This window comes from Caballeronia sp. LjRoot31 (assembly GCF_964253885.1).
In the GTDB taxonomy this organism is placed as follows: Bacteria; Pseudomonadota; Gammaproteobacteria; order Burkholderiales; family Burkholderiaceae; genus Caballeronia.
The window spans coordinates 333,962-350,965 of the sequence record NZ_CAXURX020000001.1 but is presented as its reverse complement, the minus strand read 5'-3'; the positions used below and the strand labels follow the sequence as shown (position 1 = coordinate 350,965).

General features: G+C 61.0%; 17 protein-coding genes. 12 read left to right on the top strand and 5 right to left on the bottom strand.

Going from position 1 to position 17,004, the window contains the following annotated elements; all coding sequences use genetic code 11:
• Positions 1-63: 63 nt before the first annotated feature.
• From ACSQ8V_RS01610 to ACSQ8V_RS01600, 3 genes are read right to left on the bottom strand one after another with little or no spacing between them, the layout of a single operon-like run.
• Entirely contained in the window at positions 64-678 is a 615-nt protein-coding gene (locus ACSQ8V_RS01610) for a LysE family translocator (protein WP_213764797.1), read from the bottom strand.
• Between the two features lie 30 nt (positions 679-708).
• Positions 709-1,284 carry an adenine phosphoribosyltransferase gene (locus ACSQ8V_RS01605; RefSeq protein ID WP_436206573.1) on the bottom strand — a complete coding sequence of 192 codons (576 nt, stop codon included), beginning with the start codon at positions 1,282-1,284 and terminating at the stop codon, positions 709-711.
• Between the two features lie 31 nt (positions 1,285-1,315).
• A complete protein-coding gene (locus ACSQ8V_RS01600) occupies positions 1,316-3,316 on the bottom strand; it encodes a cation:proton antiporter domain-containing protein (protein WP_436204684.1) in 2,001 nt (666 codons plus the stop codon).
• Between the two features lie 181 nt (positions 3,317-3,497).
• On the opposite strand from ACSQ8V_RS01600, the gene kdsD reads away from it, so the two are divergent.
• From kdsD to ACSQ8V_RS01545, 11 genes are all read left to right on the top strand, one after another.
• A complete protein-coding gene (gene kdsD / locus ACSQ8V_RS01595; protein WP_213764794.1) occupies positions 3,498-4,481 on the top strand; it encodes an arabinose 5-phosphate isomerase KdsD in 984 nt (327 codons plus the stop codon).
• Positions 4,481-5,044 carry a KdsC family phosphatase gene (locus ACSQ8V_RS01590; RefSeq protein WP_213764793.1) on the top strand — a complete coding sequence of 188 codons (564 nt, stop codon included), beginning with the start codon at positions 4,481-4,483 and terminating at the stop codon, positions 5,042-5,044. Before kdsD ends, ACSQ8V_RS01590 begins: the two co-directional genes overlap by 1 nt.
• Positions 5,045-5,049: 5 nt before the next feature.
• Entirely contained in the window at positions 5,050-5,649 is a 600-nt protein-coding gene (gene lptC, locus ACSQ8V_RS01585; RefSeq protein ID WP_213764792.1) for an LPS export ABC transporter periplasmic protein LptC, read from the top strand.
• 48 nt (positions 5,650-5,697) lie between these two features.
• Entirely contained in the window at positions 5,698-6,408 is a 711-nt protein-coding gene (lptA, locus tag ACSQ8V_RS01580) for a lipopolysaccharide transport periplasmic protein LptA (RefSeq protein ID WP_436204683.1), read from the top strand.
• An 11-nt stretch (positions 6,409-6,419) separates the two neighbouring features.
• Positions 6,420-7,187, top strand: a complete 768-nt coding sequence (gene lptB / locus ACSQ8V_RS01575) for an LPS export ABC transporter ATP-binding protein (RefSeq protein ID WP_213764817.1) — start codon at positions 6,420-6,422, stop codon at positions 7,185-7,187.
• Positions 7,188-7,351: 164 nt separating this feature from the next.
• Positions 7,352-8,875, top strand: a complete 1,524-nt coding sequence (locus ACSQ8V_RS01570; RefSeq protein ID WP_436204682.1) for an RNA polymerase factor sigma-54 — start codon at positions 7,352-7,354, stop codon at positions 8,873-8,875.
• Between the two features lie 175 nt (positions 8,876-9,050).
• A complete protein-coding gene (gene hpf / locus ACSQ8V_RS01565) occupies positions 9,051-9,410 on the top strand; it encodes a ribosome hibernation-promoting factor, HPF/YfiA family (RefSeq protein WP_213764789.1) in 360 nt (119 codons plus the stop codon).
• 404 nt (positions 9,411-9,814) lie between these two features.
• A complete protein-coding gene (ptsN, locus tag ACSQ8V_RS01560; protein WP_165086018.1) occupies positions 9,815-10,306 on the top strand; it encodes a PTS IIA-like nitrogen regulatory protein PtsN in 492 nt (163 codons plus the stop codon).
• A gap of 186 nt (positions 10,307-10,492) precedes the next feature.
• On the top strand, positions 10,493-11,461 hold the full coding sequence (hprK, locus tag ACSQ8V_RS01555; protein ID WP_213764788.1) for an HPr(Ser) kinase/phosphatase: 969 nt from the start codon (positions 10,493-10,495) through the stop codon (positions 11,459-11,461).
• 97 nt (positions 11,462-11,558) lie between these two features.
• Positions 11,559-12,455 (top strand): RNase adapter RapZ, encoded by an 897-nt coding sequence (gene rapZ, locus ACSQ8V_RS01550; protein ID WP_213764787.1) that lies wholly within the window; start codon positions 11,559-11,561, stop codon positions 12,453-12,455.
• 35 nt (positions 12,456-12,490) lie between these two features.
• Positions 12,491-13,123 (top strand): LON peptidase substrate-binding domain-containing protein, encoded by a 633-nt coding sequence (locus ACSQ8V_RS01545; protein WP_213764786.1) that lies wholly within the window; start codon positions 12,491-12,493, stop codon positions 13,121-13,123.
• A gap of 33 nt (positions 13,124-13,156) precedes the next feature.
• On the opposite strand, the gene mutY is transcribed toward ACSQ8V_RS01545, so the two are convergent.
• Together mutY and mutM are read right to left on the bottom strand one after the other, a co-directional pair.
• Positions 13,157-14,215, bottom strand: a complete 1,059-nt coding sequence (gene mutY / locus ACSQ8V_RS01540) for an A/G-specific adenine glycosylase (protein ID WP_436204681.1) — start codon at positions 14,213-14,215, stop codon at positions 13,157-13,159.
• Between the two features lie 4 nt (positions 14,216-14,219).
• A complete protein-coding gene (gene mutM, locus ACSQ8V_RS01535; protein ID WP_436204680.1) occupies positions 14,220-15,050 on the bottom strand; it encodes a bifunctional DNA-formamidopyrimidine glycosylase/DNA-(apurinic or apyrimidinic site) lyase in 831 nt (276 codons plus the stop codon).
• Positions 15,051-15,135: 85 nt separating this feature from the next.
• Here mutM and ACSQ8V_RS01530 point away from each other — a divergent pair, with 85 nt between their 5' ends.
• Positions 15,136-17,004: a tetratricopeptide repeat protein gene (locus ACSQ8V_RS01530; protein ID WP_436204679.1), complete on the top strand. Its 1,869-nt coding sequence runs from the start codon at positions 15,136-15,138 to the stop codon at positions 17,002-17,004.

The window sequence follows — 17,004 nt, the reverse complement described above, 5'->3', positions numbered from 1 at the left end:
CAACCTGACATCCGCCCGGACCTGCCGAAGCAATCCTCGGCTGGGTGCGGCCGAAAACCCCTCTTAATCCTTCAACGCCACGCGAATCCCCAGCCCGATAAACGTCGCCCCGGCCAACCGGTCGAGCCACACCCCCACCTTCGGACGCCGCTTCAAATAAGCCCCGATCATCCCGGCGGCAACGCCAAAAACCGAGAACACCACCACCGTCTGCAACATGAACACGCCGCCAAGCTCGAACATCTGCAACATGACGCTTTGCCCGCCATGCGGATTCACGAACTGCGGCAGGAACACGATAAAAAACAGCGTCACTTTCGGATTCATCATATTGCCGATCACACTCTGCCGAAACACCACGGCCAACGGCTGACTCGGCCGCTCATGCGCGCTCGACAAACCCTTGCTACGAATCGCCTTGATGCCAATCCAGATCAGATAAGCAGCACCGGCCAGCTTGACCGCTTCAAACGCCATCGGGGAAGACTTGAGCAACGCTGCCACCCCAAGCGCGGCAAGCGTCGTGTGAAACGAAATCCCGGCGGCAAACCCAAGCGCCGCAACCAGCCCAGCCGCGCGTCCTTGCGAAATACCACGCGCGAGCACCTGGAGATTGTCCGGACCGGGCGCCACGGTAATAGCAATGGACGCAGCGAGAAACAAAAGAAAATTAGGCATGACTCGGAAAAATCGAAGAATTCGGAGAAATTAGTGGCCGCTGAATTCGCAGACCGTATAAAGCGGCAAACCCGATTCGCGCAGAAGTGTCGACCCGCCCAGCTCCGGCAAATCGATAATCGCCGCGCCCTCAACGACCACCGCGCCGAGCCGTTCGAGCAACATCTTGCCGGCCATCATCGTGCCGCCGGTTGCAATCAGGTCGTCAACCAGCACAACCCGCTCGCCCGGCTTGCACGCATCTTCGTGAATTTCGACGGTCGCGCTGCCATATTCAAGTTCATACGACTGCGACAGCGTCCTGAACGGCAGCTTGCCCTTCTTGCGGATTGGCACAAAACCCAGGCTCAATTCGTACGCCAGAATTGGCCCGATGATAAAACCACGCGCATCAAGCCCGGCGATCGTGTCGATTCGCGCATCTATATAGCGCTGCACCAGCAGGTCGATCAGCGTACGCAACGCGCGCCGATCCTGCAAAACCGGCGTGATATCGCGGAACTGCACGCCGGGCTGCGGCCAGTCCGGCACCGTGCGAATCCGCTCCCGGATAAAACAGGCTGGATTGGATAAATTCGGCACTGCGGGCGCTGCGAACTCAGGCATTTCAGACATGAATGATGTCTCCTGGAAAACGTCAGGCTACCGCGCCCGCACGGCGATTGCGCGACAGCCGTTCTTCCGCCAACTGCAACGCCTCGGGCAAACCACGCAGCACCACAATGTCGCTCGCACGCAGCTTGGTGTCAGGATCAGGCTCCACGCCGCGAATTCCATGCCGGCGAATTGCCGTCACTTCCACTCCGTCGCCCACCAGCCCAAGCTCATCGAGCGTACGGCCGACCGCGTCGGCGTTTGCATCGACGGGAACTGATTGTAGCCGGACCTGCTCGCGACGCTCATCGTCGTCCTCGTCCGCGCCGTGAAAATATCCGCGCAGCATGCTGTAACGCTCGTCGCGCATTTCTTCCACGCGCCGAACCACGCGCCGCATCGGCACGCCCATCAGCACCAGCGTATGCGACGCCAGCATCAAACTTCCTTCCACGATTTCCGGAATCACTTCCGTCGCGCCCGACGCAATCAGCTTTTCCAGATCGGCGTCATCGACAGTACGCACGATGGTGGGCAACGTCGGCTCCAGCTCATGAATACTGTGCAGCACGCGCAACGCCGACGGCGTGTTCGCGAAGGTGATCGCGACCGTGGCCGCGCGATGTATGCCGGCGGCGACCAGCGCCTCGCGCCGCCCGGCATCCCCGTACACTACGCTTTCACCCGCCGCCGCCGCTGCCGCCACGCGATCGGGGTCCAGGTCGAGCGCGACGTACGACAACCCCTCGTGTTCCAGCATCCGCGCCAGATTTTGCCCCGCCCGGCCGTAGCCGCAGATGATCACGTGGCCACTCTGCTTGATGCTTTGCGTCGCAATGCGCGTCATTTGCAACGACTGCCGCAACCATTCAGTGGATGAAAGCCGCAGCACGATGCGGTCAGCGTTCTGGATGATGAACGGCGCGGCCAGCATGGAGAGCAGCATCGACGAAAGAATGGCTTGCAGCAGCACCGGCTCGACCAGATGTTTATCGAGGATCAGGTTCAGCAGCACGAAACCGAACTCGCCGGCTTGCGCCAGGTTCAGGCCGGTGCGCATAGCCACACCCGGGGGCGAGCCGAACAGCCGCGCGAGGCCGGTGATCATCACGGCTTTCAGCAGGATCGGCAGGATGAAAAACGACGCCACGAGAAAGGGATGTTCCCAGATCACGCGCGGATTGAGCAGCATGCCCGTGGTCACGAAAAACAGCCCGAGCAGCACGTCGCGGAACGGCTTGATGTCCTCTTCCACCTGATGCCGGTAAGGCGTTTCCGCGATCAACATGCCCGCGATAAACGCGCCGAGCGCGAGCGAGAGGCCGAATTTATCGGTGATGAACGCCGCACCCAGCGTGACCAGCAGCAGGTTCAGCATGAACAGTTCTTGCGAGCGCCGGCGCGCGACAATATTGAACCAGCGCGTCATGAACTTCTGGCCGATGAACAGCAGCACCGTCAACGCGACCACGATCTTGATGGCTGCAAGCGCAAGCCAGAACGCCAGCTCTTTCGAATTCCCATTCCCGAACGCGGCAATGATGATCAGCAGCGGCACCACGGCCAGATCCTGGAACAGCAATACGCCGAAGATATTGCGGCCATGCTCGGATTCCAGTTCAAGCCGCTCGGCCAGCATTTTTGAAACGATGGCGGTGGACGACATCGACAACGCGCCGCCCAGCGCAATGCTCGCCTCCCACGACATATCCGTCCAGAAGTTCGCGATCCACCCAAACAAGAGCGCCAGCGCGATCGTCCCGGCTACTTGACTCGCGCCGAGGCCGAACACAATCCGCCGCATTGAACGCAATTTCGATAACGAAAATTCAAGCCCGATCGAAAACATCAGGAACACAACGCCGAATTCCGCCAGATGCTGCGCGCGGTCACTATCCGGTGCGATACCGGCGGCGTGCGGTCCGACAATGATCCCGACCGCCAGGTAACCCAACATGGGCGGCAGGTTGAAAAAGCGGAATACGACGACCCCTGCCACTGAACACAGCAGCAACAGCAACGTCATTTCAAGCGGGGAAGTCATCCGTCTAGCGTCCTCGTTTGTCGGCGGATGGCGGCTCGGGGAGCACATCCGGATCTTGTGTTTTTTTAACGCGCACAACGCTTGCGCGCAACAAAACACACGGCCTTTCGGGGGCGGATGAGCGGCTGAAGGCCGCCCCGTCTCCGGCGCGGCGCAAAGATGCCTTTGTTATACTTCGCGCATGATAGCGAAAATCAATGGCGACCGGGCACTCGCGCTGGCTCGCACCGTGCTGGAAATTGAAGCCGACGCTGTGCGCGGCCTGTCCGCGCAACTCGACGACAACTTCACCGGCGCCGTCGAATTCCTGCTCGGATGCAAGGGCCGCGTGGTGGTATCGGGTATCGGAAAATCCGGGCATATCGCCCGTAAATTCGCGGCAACGCTCGCGAGCACCGGCACGCCCGCCTTCTTCGTTCATCCGGCCGAAGCGAGCCACGGCGACCTCGGCATGGTGACCGCCGAAGACGTGTTCATCGCCCTGTCGAACTCGGGCGAAACCTCCGAACTCGTTGCCATTCTGCCCATCATCAAGCGCCTCGGGGCAAAATTGATCGCCATCACCGGGCGGCCGGAATCAAGCCTCGCGAAACTGGCCGACGTGCATCTGAACGCGCACGTCGATAAAGAAGCCTGCCCGATGAATCTCTCGCCGACCGCCAGCACAACGGCCGTGCTCGCATTGAGCGACGCGCTCGCGGTCGTCGTGCTCGACGCCCGCGGTTTCGGCCCCGACGACTTCGCGCGCTCGCATCCGGGCGGCGCGCTCGGCCGGCGCCTGCTCACTTACGTACGCGACGTGATGCGCGTCGGGCCGGAAGTGCCGGAAGTGCCGCTGAACGCCACCGTCTCCGACGCCCTCTTCCAGATCACCGCCAAGCGCATGGGCATGACGGCCGTGGTCAACGAAAAGCGTCATGTGGAAGGCATCTTCACCGACGGCGACCTGCGCCGGATTCTTCAAAGCGACGGCGATTTCCGTGCGCTGCCGCTGATCGACGTCATGACGCGTAATCCGCGCACGATCGGTCCGGACCATCTCGCGGTGGAAGCTGTGGAACTGATGGAGCGTTATCGCATCAATCAGATGCTGGTCGTCGATGAAAACGCGATCCTGATCGGCGCCCTGAACATGCACGACCTCTTTTCCAAGAAGGTAATCTGATGTCGACCTTGTCTTTCACGCCGGATATCGCCGCAACGGAAGACGCGCACGACCGCGCGAGCCGCGTGAAACTGATGATTTTCGACATCGACGGCGTGTTCACCGACGGCAGCCTGTTTTTTACCGCCAACGGCGACGCCATGAAGTCCTTCAATTCACTCGACGGCCACGGCGTGAAAATGCTGCAATCGGCGGGCGTGCAGACAGCGATCATTACCGGGCGCAACTCCGGCATTGTCGCGGCACGGGCGGGCGAGCTGGGCATTACGCACCTGCACCAGGGCGTCGCCGATAAAACCATCGCGCTGGCCCAACTGCTGCAAACCACGGGTATTCCGGCCACCGAATGCGGCTACATGGGCGACGACTGGCCCGATCTCGCCGTGATGCGGCTGTGCGGTTTCGCAGCGGCGCCCGCCAACGCGCATGAGGAAGTGCTGAGCCGCGTACATCTCGCCACGGCCAGGCGCGGCGGCGAAGGCGCGGTGCGTGAAGTCTGCGACGCCATCCTGCGCGCGCAGAATCGCTACGACGGCCTGCTTGCCGCGGCTATCGGAGCCTGAATCCCATGCAACGACCCAAGAAACTGACCTCAGCGTTGCCGCTGGTCGCGGCGGCCGCGCTGGCGGGCATCACCTACTGGCTGATGCAGGCTACGATGCCCAAGCCACAGGAACCGGAGCGCCCGAAGGAACACACGCCCGACTATTTCGCGACGAACTTTTCGGTCTCGGAACTGGACACCACCGGCACGACGCAGTATCGGCTGACCGCGATTTCGATGGTGCATTACGAGGACAATGAAGTCAGCGACCTCACGAAACCCGCCATGCGCATGTTCCAGCCGCTGCGGCCGACCGTGACGGCCACGTCCGAGCGCGGCACGGTGAACGGCGACGTCTCGATTGTCGACTTGTACGAGAACGCGCACATTTTGCGCGTGGCAGGCTACGGCGACCCGCAGATGACGGCGGACTCCGAGCACTTTCGCATCCTTGTGAACGACGATGTCATCGAAACAGAAAAGCCGGTTAAACTTCAGCGCGGTCCGTCCGTGATGACGGGCAACGGCATGAACTACAACAACGCGACCCGGGTAATGAAGCTTTTTGGGCAGGTGCGCGGCCAGATCGCCGCCTCCGACACCCTCGGCACCTCATCCAAATAAACCCGGCAGTTCCGACGAATTGCGCTTAATCCATTCAAGTGTGACTGCATGAACAAACCGTTTCTCCGACCCGAATCCGGCCGTCTGTGCGCAGCATGCGCTGCGTTTTCGCGCCGCGCCGCACATATCGTGCAATTCGGGATCGCGGCAACATGCGTGGCGTTGCCGCTGGCGGTCTCGCTATTGGCTTTCGCCCCCGCCGCGCACGCCGAACGCGCCGACAACGACAAGCCGCTGAATATTGAAGCGGACAACATGACCTATGACGACCTGAAGCAGGTCAACATCTTCACGGGCCACGTTGTCGCGACCAAAGGCACGATCATCATCAAGGCCGACCGTGTCGACGTGACGCAGGATCCGCAGGGGTACCAGTACGCGACCGGCACGTCTACCGGCGGCGCCCTCTCGTATTTCCGCCAGAAACGCGACGGCCTCGACGAATACATAGAAGGCAATGCCGTGCGGATCGACTATGACGGCAAGCAGGATCTCACCACGCTGACCACGCGTGCCGTTGTGCGCCGCCTCGTGGGTCTCACCACGATCCAGGACGAAGTACACGGCAGCGTGATTACCTACGACGGCCAGAAAGACTTCTATACGGCGAAAGCCGGACCTGACGTCGCCGGCCCAGGCAACCCGACTGGCCGCGTGCGCGCCATGCTCGCCCCGCGTAACGGCGGCGCCGCGCCGCTGAACGGCGCGCCGGCCACCCTGACGCCGTCCACCAAGATGCAAGGAACGCAGCAGCCGTGAATTCGCCCGCCATGCCTCATCGCAAGCCGGCCGGCACGAGCAGTTCGCTCACCGTCCGCAACCTGAAGAAACGCTACGGCTCGCGCACGGTCGTGAAAGATGTCTCGCTCGACGTGAAAAGCGGCGAAGTGGTCGGGCTGCTCGGGCCGAACGGCGCGGGCAAGACGACGTCGTTCTACATGATCGTCGGACTGGTGCCGCTGGACGCCGGCGAAATCCTGCTCGACGGCACCTCGATCAGCCTGCTGCCCATTCACAAGCGTGCGCGTCTCGGGCTCTCGTATTTGCCGCAGGAAGCGTCCGTGTTCCGCAAGCTGACGGTCGAGCAGAACATTCGCGCGGTGCTTGAATTGCAAACGGACGAAAACGAAAAGCCGCTCTCCAAGCAAGCGATTACGGATCGCGCGGAAGCGTTGCTGGACGAACTTCAGATCGCGCATCTACGTGAAAACCCGGCTTTGTCACTCTCGGGCGGCGAACGCCGGCGCGTGGAAATTGCCCGTGCGCTCGCGACCAACCCGGCGTTTATCCTGCTGGACGAACCGTTCGCCGGCGTTGACCCAATCGCTGTGCTCGAAATCCAGAAGATCGTGAAGTTCCTGAAGCAGCGCAACATTGGCGTGCTGATCACGGACCACAACGTGCGCGAGACGCTCGGCATCTGCGACCATGCTTACATCATCAGCGACGGCAGCGTGCTCGCAGCAGGGGCGCCAAGCGATATCATCGAAAATGAGAGCGTGCGGCGCGTTTATCTCGGCGAACATTTCCGCATGTGAGCGCGGGGACATAGTGTCCCGCGCCCCATGCAACACCGTTGTGGACGGCGTCCCGCGCCGCCAACAGATGTTACGTGCCGCCCGCGAGGCGGCACTTGTTTTTGGTCGATCCCCGCGAGGTGTCGCGCCCGTGGCAAACTCTCTACAATGAATACAACCTTGCCATGAAAGCCAGCCTCCAACTCCGCCTGTCGCAGCATCTTGCGCTGACCCCACAACTGCAGCAGTCCATCCGGCTGCTACAGTTGTCGACGCTCGAACTGCAGCAGGAAGTCGCGATGGCTGTCGCGCAAAATCCACTGCTCGAGAACGAGGACGACTGGACCACCAGCCCCTTGCGCGTGGCAGCGGACGGTTCGCTGATCACATCGGGGGCGTCGGTGAACGCGCCCGATCCCATGATGAGCAACGGCACGTCGTCGAGCAGCAGCACGACCACCACCGAACGTTCGGAAAGCGGCGACCCTCAAGGCGTAGACGAATACAACGGCATGAGTTCGTCGGACAACGGACCGGATTCGAGTTCGTGGAATCTGGAAGACTACGGCCGCTCGAATAGCGGCTCGGACGACGACGACCTGCCACCGCTGCAGATCCACGAATCCACTACTACGCTGCGCGACCACCTGACGTCGCAACTGCGCATGACGAAGGCGAATCAGCGCGACCGTGCGCTGATCACGTTCCTGATTGAATCACTCGATGAAGATGGATATCTCACGTCGTCGCTAGAGGAAGTGAAGGCGGATCTGCCGGATGAACTGGAAGTCGATGTCGACGAACTGAGCGCGGCGCTCGCGTTGCTGCAGAGTTTCGATCCGCCTGGAGTGGGCGGCCGTTCGGCGTCCGAATGTCTGAAGCTGCAGTTGTTGCGGCTCGAAGCATCGCCTATCCGCACGCTAGCGCTCGATATTGTGATACACCATCTGGAACTGCTCGCGGCACGCGATTTCACGCGTTTGCGCAAGCAGCTCAAAGCGTCCGATGACGCATTGCGCGATGCACACTTGCTGATCCGTTCGCTGGAACCGTTCCCCGGCGCCGCGTTCGGCAAGAGCGAAGCGGATTACGTGGTTCCTGACATTCTCGTGCGCAAAATGTCGAGTGGGTGGACGGCAGAATTGAATCCGGAAATCGTGCCGCGGCTTCGCATCAATCACCTCTACGCGAATATTTTGCGCAACAATCGCGGTGATCCGGGCAGTGGTTCGTTGCGTCAGCAGCTTCAGGAAGCGCGCTGGCTGATCAAGAATATTCAACAAAGATTCGAGACGATTCTCCGCGTTGCACAAGCTATTGTGGAGCGTCAGAAGAACTTTTTTGCCCACGGCGAAATTGCAATGCGGCCCTTGGTTTTGAGGGAGATTGCTGATACGCTGGGTTTACACGAATCCACTGTCTCACGTGTGACAACCGGTAAGTACATGCTGACCCCATTCGGGACGCTTGAATTTAAGTACTTCTTCGGATCGCACGTTTCAACCGACACGGGTGGCGCGGCATCGTCCACGGCGATCCGCGCACTCATCAAGCAACTGATAGGAGCTGAAGACTCAAAATCTCCTCTTTCAGACAGCCGCATCGCAGAGTTGCTGGCAGAACAGGGGTTCGTGGTCGCGCGCCGTACGGTGGCCAAATATCGCGAAGCTCTGAAAATCCCGGCAGTGAATTTGCGAAAGTCTCTGTAGCCCGCTGCATGTTGCGGCGGGCCTTTACCGGCCGCGTCGCGAAAGCGCGAGCGAGCTGGCCGATGCGTTTTCCCGTTCCGTACCACCGTTCAACAGAATGGACACGTGCGGGCAAGCAGCGGCCGGTTTGAGTAGCGTGATAGCGTCCAGGCGGCCATTAGCTTGGAGAGCAACTATGAATCTGCAGATCAGTGGACACCATCTCGAATTGACGCCTGCGTTGCGAGAATATGTGATCACCAAACTGGATAGAGTGCTGCGGCACTTCGATCAGGTGATCGACGGCAGTGTGGTCCTCTCGGTCGACAATCATAGGGAAAAGGAAAAGCGGCAAAAGGTCGAAATCAACCTGCATCTGAAGGGCAAGGACATTTTCATCGAGAGTTGTGACGTTGATATGTACGCGGCCATCGACCTGATGGTCGACAAGCTGGACAGGCAAGTGCTGCGCCACAAGGACAAGATCCAGGAGCATGCGCACGCCACAATGAAGTACGGACACGAACCGCAGGAGAGCGAAGTTCCGGCGCCGTAAGGTACCGTGAGTGGTTAGAGGAATGATTCAAATGGGGTGAACGGCGCATCGGCTGGAGGTTTTTTCGATGCGCCGGATTCCGGAGCAATGTGGACCGGAGCCCATCAGTCCGATAGTCGGCACGAGCCGCCTGAAAGCAGGCGGCTTTTTTTGTCACCGCCGGTTTCGGGCCGTTTTTTGCAGCAACAGGGGTGAATTGAGGCATGGCATCAACCGTTGCGTTATGCGCAACAAACGCATTCAGCGTATGGCGCGCCGCACCATCGCTGATTGCGCTGTTCTATAATGGTCCGGTTAGTTTGAGTACCGGGATTGTTAATCGGAGTGAAGCGAGACTTTGGTCTGCCGCGCATTCCTTACCAAAATCGCCGTGAGCGTTTCGTGCAGGTTCTGCAGCCGCCACGATGAGGAGAATTCAGGCCACGCATCTGCCTGCCAACATGAATCGTTTAGCCAAATTTCTTCCCCTCGAAAATGTCGTCCTCGGACTGTCCGTCACCAGCAAGAAACGTGTATTCGAGCAAGCGGGCCTGATCTTCGAGAACCAGAACGGCATTGGCCGCAGTATCGTCACCGACAATCTCTTCGCGCGCGAGCGCCTTGGCTCGACCGGTCTCGGCGAAGGCGTCGCCATTCCGCACGGACGCATCAAGGGCCTGAAGCATCCGCTCGCCGCCTTCGTGCGCCTGGCTGAGCCGATCGCTTTCGAATCGCCGGACGGGCAGCCCGTGTCGCTGCTGATCTTTCTGCTTGTTCCCGAACAGGCCACGCAACAGCACCTCGAAATCCTCTCGGAAATAGCGCAGCTGCTGTCCGACCGGGATGCACGCGAACGCCTGAATACCGAAGAAAACCGTGAGGCGCTGTATCAGGTGCTCACGCAATGGCAGCCCTAAGCTCTTTGAGCCGGGCCTCGTGCTGGACTTGAAGCCGGACTCGGCGCGAGAGACCAGGCCGAACGGCCCTCTCGCGCCAGCGGCCCTTCTAGCGCACAATCGGTCCTATTGAGCGAAGCATTGAAGAGACCGAACCCGGCTCTTCAATTGCCCCATGCTCGCGGCCTCTCTCGGAGTTCCGGCCTCATGGATACGTCCAGCATCAACGCCCAGAGCATTTTCGACGACAACGCAGCCACACTCAAACTGAGCTGGCTGACGGGTCACGAAGGCTGGGAGCGCGGCTTTTCGACCGAAACCGTTGCCAATGCAACGTCAAGCGCCGATCTCGTCGGGCACTTGAACCTGATTCACCCCAACCGTATCCAGGTACTCGGCGACGCCGAAATCACCTACTACCAGCGTCAGTCCGACGAAGACCGGTCGCGCAACATGGCCGAACTGATCGCGCTGGAACCGCCTTTCCTGGTGGTTGCGGGCGAAGTCGGCGCACCGCCTGAACTGGTTCTGCGCTGCACCCGCTCGTCCACGCCGCTCTTCACCACACGAATGTCCGCAGCGGCGGTGATCGACAGCCTGCGCCTTTATATGTCGCGGATTCTTGCTCCGCGCGCCACGCTGCACGGCGTGTTCCTCGACATCCTCGGCATGGGCGTGCTGCTGACCGGCGACTCCGGTCTCGGCAAAAGTGAACTCGGGCTCGAGTTGATCAGCCGCGGTCACGGTCTTGTCGCTGACGACGCCGTAGACTTCGTGCGCCTCGGTCCGGATTTTGTCGAAGGCCGATGCCCGCCGCTGCTGCAGAACCTGCTTGAAGTACGGGGTCTGGGCCTGCTGGATATCAAAACCATTTTTGGTGAAACCGCCGTTCGGCGGAAAATGAAGCTCAAGCTGATCGTTCAGCTTGTGCGTCGTCCGGACGGTGAATTTCAGCGGCTGCCATTGGAAAGCCAGGCTGTCGACGTGCTCGGCCTGCCGATCAGCAAGGTCACCATCCAGGTGGCGGCCGGCCGGAATCTGGCCGTGCTCGTGGAAGCGGCGGTGCGCAACACGATCCTGCAACTGCGGGGTATCGACACGCTCCGTGACTTCATGGATCGTCAGCGCCTTGCAATGCAGGACCCCGAAAGCCAGTTCCCCGGCAAGCTGATCTGACGGGTCGAACTGGCAAGACCGGCGGCCTCCAGACTCAGCCGCCGCCCGGACCCGAATTTTCTGCGTGCTTTTATCTCGAGCGAACGAGTCCCTATTCATGCGCATCATTCTGATTACCGGCATCTCCGGCTCCGGCAAATCCGTCGCCCTGAACGCGCTCGAAGACGCCGGCTACTATTGCGTTGACAACCTGCCCCCGCGCTTCCTGCCCGAGCTCGCGGCGTATCTCCATAGTCAGGGGCAGCCGCGTCTGGCCGTTGCTATCGACGCACGTTCGAGCCGTTCGCTCGACGAAGTGCCCGCCATCATCAAAGACCTTTCGCAAGCGTTCGACCTGCGCGTGCTGTTTCTCAACGCCAGTACCCAGTCGCTGATTCAGCGCTTCTCCGAGACGCGCCGCCGCCATCCGTTGTCGGGTTCGTCCAATCAGGACGCCGCGGTGGGCCTGCTGACGTCGCTGGGCGAAGCGATCGAACGCGAGCGCGAACTTGTCTCGGGACTCGCCGAATTTGGCCATCAGATCGACACCAGCAATCTGCGGGCGAACGTGTTGCGCGCGTGGGTGAAGAGTTTTATCGAACAGGAACCGGCCGGGCTGACGCTGATGTTCGAATCGTTCGGATTCAAGCGCGGCGTGCCGCTCGACGCCGATTTTGTCTTCGATGTCCGTACGCTCCCGAATCCCTACTACGATCACGAACTGCGGCCGCTGACGGGCCTGGACCAACCGGTTATCGATTTTTTGTCCGCCCAGCCGATGGTCCACCAGATGATCGACGACGTGGGCACGTTCATCGGCAAATGGCTGCCGCAATTTCGTGACGACAACCGTAGTTACCTGACGGTTGCAATCGGCTGCACGGGTGGCCAGCATCGCTCGGTATTCATCGCCCAGGCGCTCGCCGCGCGCTTCGGGGACAAGGCCAATGTGATTGTGCGGCACCGCGACGCACCCATCGCTGTGGATGGACACGTCGCGCCCTTGCAAACCTGATCGCCTTCGGGCGGCCTTTTTTAAAGAAGCGCGCGATGTCCACCAATCCCCTTCTCGCCGACCTGCCGCTGTTTCCGCTGCATACCGTGTTGTTTCCGGGCGGCCATCTTCCCCTGAAAATCTTCGAAGCCCGCTATCTCGACATGGCGCGTGCGTGCTTGCGCGAAAGCACGCCGTTCGGCGTGTGCCTGTTGAAAAGCGGTAATGAGATCGCGTCGCCGGGGGACCCGTCGGTGCCCGAGAGCATCGGCTGCCTGGCCGAGATCACGCAATGCGACGTGGACACGTTCGGCATGCTGCTGGTCCAGGCGCGCGGGACGACACGCTTTCGACTGTTGTCGCATCGCGTGGAGCCGAGCAATTTGCTCGTGGGCGTAGCCGAAATCATTGGCGACGACACGCCGCTGGACGGCACGGAAGCGTTGGTGAAGTTTGGAGCGTGCGCGGAAGTGCTGGAGCGGATCATCGATGCAATCAAGGCACGCGAGCCGAAGGACCTGCCGTTCACCGAGCCCTTCCTTCTCGACGATCCGACGTGGGTATCCAACCGTTTATCGGAGATCCTGCCGATCCCCATGCGCGCCCGGCAAAAGCTGATGGAGCTTGAAGACGCGGCCGCGCGGATCGATGTCGTGCATCACTATATGCAGCAGCATCAACTGCTTTGACGTTGCTTTAGTTGTTTTAGCATCCTGCCAATATCAAATCAGCGAACCCTGCAGCGCATCAAGCAGTTTGCGGACGGGCGCAGGCACACCGTACGCATCGATATTCGCAAGCGGCGCCCACACGGTGCGGTTATCGGCGGCGTCGGGCACGCCGTTCGCCTGCCCGAGACGCGGCTCGATATCCAGTTTGAAATGCGTGAGCGTATGTGTGAAGGGAGTTAGCCGCTGAAGCTCGGCCGACCCGCCGAAACCATGTGCGACTGCCGCGAGCGCGTCTTCATCCTCTGCTTCCGGCAGGCTCCACAGACCGCCCCAGATGCCCGTCGGCGGGCGCTTTTCAAGCAGGACGCTATCGCCGTCCTGTAGCACCAGCATCCAGGTCTTGCGTGTCGGCACGGTCTTTTTCGGGCGCGACACAGGCAATTCCTTTTGCCGTCCGGTCACGTTCGCCACGCAATCGGCGGCAAACGGGCAGCGCGCGCAATCCGGCTTGCCACGCACGCACAGCGTGGCGCCAAGGTCCATCAAACCCTGCGTGTACGCGGTGACTTCGTCCTTGTGCGCGGCGTCGGGAAGCAGCGATTCGGCCAGTGTCCACATCGTGTTTTCCACGCGCTTTTCGCCCGGAAATCCGTCGATGCCAAACACCCGCGCGAGCACCCGCTTTACGTTGCCGTCGAGAATCGTCGCGCGCGCGCCGAACGCGAACGACGCAATGGCCGCCGCCGTCGAACGACCGATACCCGGCAGTTCAGCCAACTCATCGACGCTGCGGGGAAACTCGCTGCCATGCTCCGTCGATACGACAAACGCGCATCGATGCAGATTCCGCGCGCGCGAGTAGTAGCCGAGACCGGCCCAGAGCGCCATGACGTCGTCGAGCGGGGCGAAGGCGAGCGCGTTCACGTCGGGAAAACGGTCGAGAAAACGCGCGTAGTACGGAATCACCGTCGATACCTGCGTCTGCTGCAACATGATTTCTGATAACCAGATGCGGTAGGCATCGCGCGTGTTTTGCCACGGCAAGTCGTGACGGCCGTGAACACGTTGCCACGCGATCAGGCGCGTGGAGAAGTCGGTGAGCTGGAGCATGGGGCTAGCGCTGGCAGCGCGGGCAAAAGTACGTGGATCGCTGGCCTTGCACGATGTGTTTGATGGCCGTTCCGCAAACATGGCACGGCAAGCCCGCGCGATCATAGACGAAATAATCGAGCTGGAAATAGCCCGACTCGCCATTGCTTCCCACGAAATCGCGCAACGTGCTGCCGCCCTTTTCGATCGCGGCGGCAAGCGTGGTACGCACGGCGTCGGCGAGGAGATCGTAGCGCACGAGCGAGACGCGCCCGGCCGCGACCGTGGGCCGTATTCCGGCTCGAAACAGGCTCTCGGACGCGTAAATGTTGCCCACGCCCACAACCATCGTGCCCGCGAGCAAGGCCTGCTTGACGGACACCTTGCGCCCGCGCGTCTGCCGGTACATCAGCGCGCCGGAAAATTCAGCGGTGAATGGCTCTACGCCCAGGCCGGCCAGCAGCGGATGGTCGAGGACATCGCCATCAGCGCGCGAATGCCAGAGCACAGCGCCAAAGCGCCGCGGATCGCGAAAGCGCAAAATGAAATCATCGAAGATCAGGTCGATATGATCATGCTTCGCCGCATCCGGCGGACGCGGCACGTTACGCAGTACCCGTAGCGTCCCCGTCATGCCCAGATGCACGATCAGCCAGCCTTCGGAGGTTTCGAACAACAGGTACTTGCCGCGCCGCTCGACCTTCTCGATTTTCAGCGCCTTCATCGTCTTCGCGAGATGCGGCGGAATGGGCCAGCGCAGCGCCGGTGTACGGACATCGACACGCTCAACCCGACGTCCGGTAACGAACGGTTCGATCCCGCGTCGGGTTACTTCGACTTCCGGCAACTCTGGCATGGTTTACTGGTCTGTAACTTGCTGTGGGATGTGCGCGTATTGTAGCGAGCGCGTTACAATCGACTGAAACATTGATCGGATTTCCATGAACTTGTCCTTCGTAAAGTTGTTTTCGAAGCAGCGTGCAGCGACCGCTCAAACGAGCGCCGCACGCGGTAAGCCGGTCTACCCGAGCAAGCTCGCGGCCGCAGTGACGTTCGCGGTGGCGGCGTTTGCGCTTGCGCCTGCCTACGCGCAGAGCCCCGCGCAACTTCCTTCGCCTGACGACGACCAGTCGGCCATCAGCGCAGCGGACCTGATCACCGCGCCGCCCACGGGCAAGGAAGTGCAGGACTTGCCGAATGTGGCTGCGTCCAGCCAGATCGTGTTCCAGGTGCTCGCAGCGGAAGTCGCGTTGCAACGCAACCAGGCAGCGCCCGCCTATCAGACTTATCTCGCCCTCGCGCGCGACACGCACGATCCGCGCTTCGCGCAGCGCGCAACCGAGATTGCGATTGCCGCACAAAGTCCCAACGACGCGCTGACGGCCGTTCAGCTTTGGCAGCAGTTCTCACCGAATTCGGAACGCGCGGCGCAGTTGAGCGCGTCGCTGCTGATCCTCTCCGGCAAGCCCGACGACGCCAAGCCGATCCTCAACACCGAGCTCGCGAAGGTGCCTGCGGAGCAGCGTGGCGACGCGATCCTTTCGCTGCAGATCCTGCTCTCTCGCGGACCGAATCGCGTAGGCGGGTTGAATGTGCTGAAGGATCTGGTCAAGAACGACATGGACCGGCCCGAAACGCAACTGGCGCTCGCCCGTCAGGAAATTGCCGCCGACGACCAGCCGGGCGCGAAGGCATCGCTTGAACAAGCGCTGAAATTGAAGCCCGACTATTTGCCTGCTGCGTTGACGCTGGCTCGCATGGGGCCGAACGAACGCGACGAAGGTATTGCTTCGTTCGAGAAGTACCTCGAGAAGGATCCGAAGTCGCACGACGCGCGGCTTGCGCTGGCGCAACTGTATTTGTCGGCGGATCGTCTCGACGACGCGCAGAAGCAGTTCGAAATCATGCGCAAGAACGATGCAAAAGATCTCACGCCGCTGATGGCGCTCGCGCTGATCAATATTCAGAAGAAACAGCCGGACAAGGCGCAGGATTACCTGAAGCAGTACGCGGCGGCGGCTGAAAGCACGCCGGGCGCCGATCCGGGACAGGCTTATATCTATCTCGCGCAGTTGTCGCTGGAAAAGAAAGACGACGCGGCCGCGAACCAGTGGCTCGACAAGATTCCCCGCGCGAGCCAGCAGTATCTGCCGGCACAGGTCACCCGGGCGCAGATCCTTGCCTCGGAAGGCAAGGTCGACGACGCGCGCCAGTTGCTGGGCAGCCTGCAGACGTCGGACCCTCGCGACCTGGCGCTGCTCGCGCGTACGGACGCCGCCATGCTGTTCCAGGCGCAGCGGTATCCGGAAGCGGAAGCGGCGTTGTCGAAGGCATCGACTGCATTCCCCGATGATCCGGACATTGCCTACGACTACGCCATGGCGGCCGAGAAGAACGGTCATTACGACACCATGGAAGGGCAGTTGCGCAAGCTGATGAAAGAGCAGCCGGACAACGCGCAGGCGTATAACGCGCTCGGCTATTCGCTCGTCGATCGCAACGAGCGTCTGGACGAGGCTGAGAAACTGATCGAGAAAGCGGTATCGCTTGCGCCGAACGACGCGTTCATCATGGACAGTCTCGGCTGGGCGAAGTATCGGATGGGCAATTCCACGGAAGCTGCCAGCATCCTGAAGAAAGCCTACGACCTGCAGCCGAACGCCGAAATTGGCGCTCATCTCGGCGAAGTGCAGTGGAAGTCGGGGCAGCAGGACCAGGCGCGTAATACATGGCGCCAGGCGCAAAAGCTCGAACCCGGCAACGACACATTGTTGAAAACGCTCAAACGATTCCAGGTGAACGACCTTTGA

What these genes read in the sequence shown, in the direction of transcription:
- ACSQ8V_RS01610 (WP_213764797.1), bottom strand. Translation starts at nt 678, where the DNA reads ATGCCTAATTTTCTTTTGTTTCTCGCTGCGTCCATTGCTATTACCGTG.
- ACSQ8V_RS01605 (WP_436206573.1), bottom strand. Translation starts at nt 1,284, where the DNA reads ATGCCTGAGTTCGCAGCGCCCGCAGTGCCGAATTTATCCAATCCAGCC.
- ACSQ8V_RS01600 (WP_436204684.1), bottom strand. Translation starts at nt 3,316, where the DNA reads ATGACTTCCCCGCTTGAAATGACGTTGCTGTTGCTGCTGTGTTCAGTG.
- kdsD (WP_213764794.1), top strand. Translation starts at nt 3,498, where the DNA reads ATGATAGCGAAAATCAATGGCGACCGGGCACTCGCGCTGGCTCGCACC.
- ACSQ8V_RS01590 (WP_213764793.1), top strand. Translation starts at nt 4,481, where the DNA reads ATGTCGACCTTGTCTTTCACGCCGGATATCGCCGCAACGGAAGACGCG.
- lptC (WP_213764792.1), top strand. Translation starts at nt 5,050, where the DNA reads ATGCAACGACCCAAGAAACTGACCTCAGCGTTGCCGCTGGTCGCGGCG.
- lptA (WP_436204683.1), top strand. Translation starts at nt 5,698, where the DNA reads ATGAACAAACCGTTTCTCCGACCCGAATCCGGCCGTCTGTGCGCAGCA.
- lptB (WP_213764817.1), top strand. Translation starts at nt 6,420, where the DNA reads ATGCCTCATCGCAAGCCGGCCGGCACGAGCAGTTCGCTCACCGTCCGC.
- ACSQ8V_RS01570 (WP_436204682.1), top strand. Translation starts at nt 7,352, where the DNA reads ATGAAAGCCAGCCTCCAACTCCGCCTGTCGCAGCATCTTGCGCTGACC.
- hpf (WP_213764789.1), top strand. Translation starts at nt 9,051, where the DNA reads ATGAATCTGCAGATCAGTGGACACCATCTCGAATTGACGCCTGCGTTG.
- ptsN (WP_165086018.1), top strand. Translation starts at nt 9,815, where the DNA reads ATGAGGAGAATTCAGGCCACGCATCTGCCTGCCAACATGAATCGTTTA.
- hprK (WP_213764788.1), top strand. Translation starts at nt 10,493, where the DNA reads ATGGATACGTCCAGCATCAACGCCCAGAGCATTTTCGACGACAACGCA.
- rapZ (WP_213764787.1), top strand. Translation starts at nt 11,559, where the DNA reads ATGCGCATCATTCTGATTACCGGCATCTCCGGCTCCGGCAAATCCGTC.
- ACSQ8V_RS01545 (WP_213764786.1), top strand. Translation starts at nt 12,491, where the DNA reads ATGTCCACCAATCCCCTTCTCGCCGACCTGCCGCTGTTTCCGCTGCAT.
- mutY (WP_436204681.1), bottom strand. Translation starts at nt 14,215, where the DNA reads ATGCTCCAGCTCACCGACTTCTCCACGCGCCTGATCGCGTGGCAACGT.
- mutM (WP_436204680.1), bottom strand. Translation starts at nt 15,050, where the DNA reads ATGCCAGAGTTGCCGGAAGTCGAAGTAACCCGACGCGGGATCGAACCG.
- ACSQ8V_RS01530 (WP_436204679.1), top strand. Translation starts at nt 15,136, where the DNA reads ATGAACTTGTCCTTCGTAAAGTTGTTTTCGAAGCAGCGTGCAGCGACC.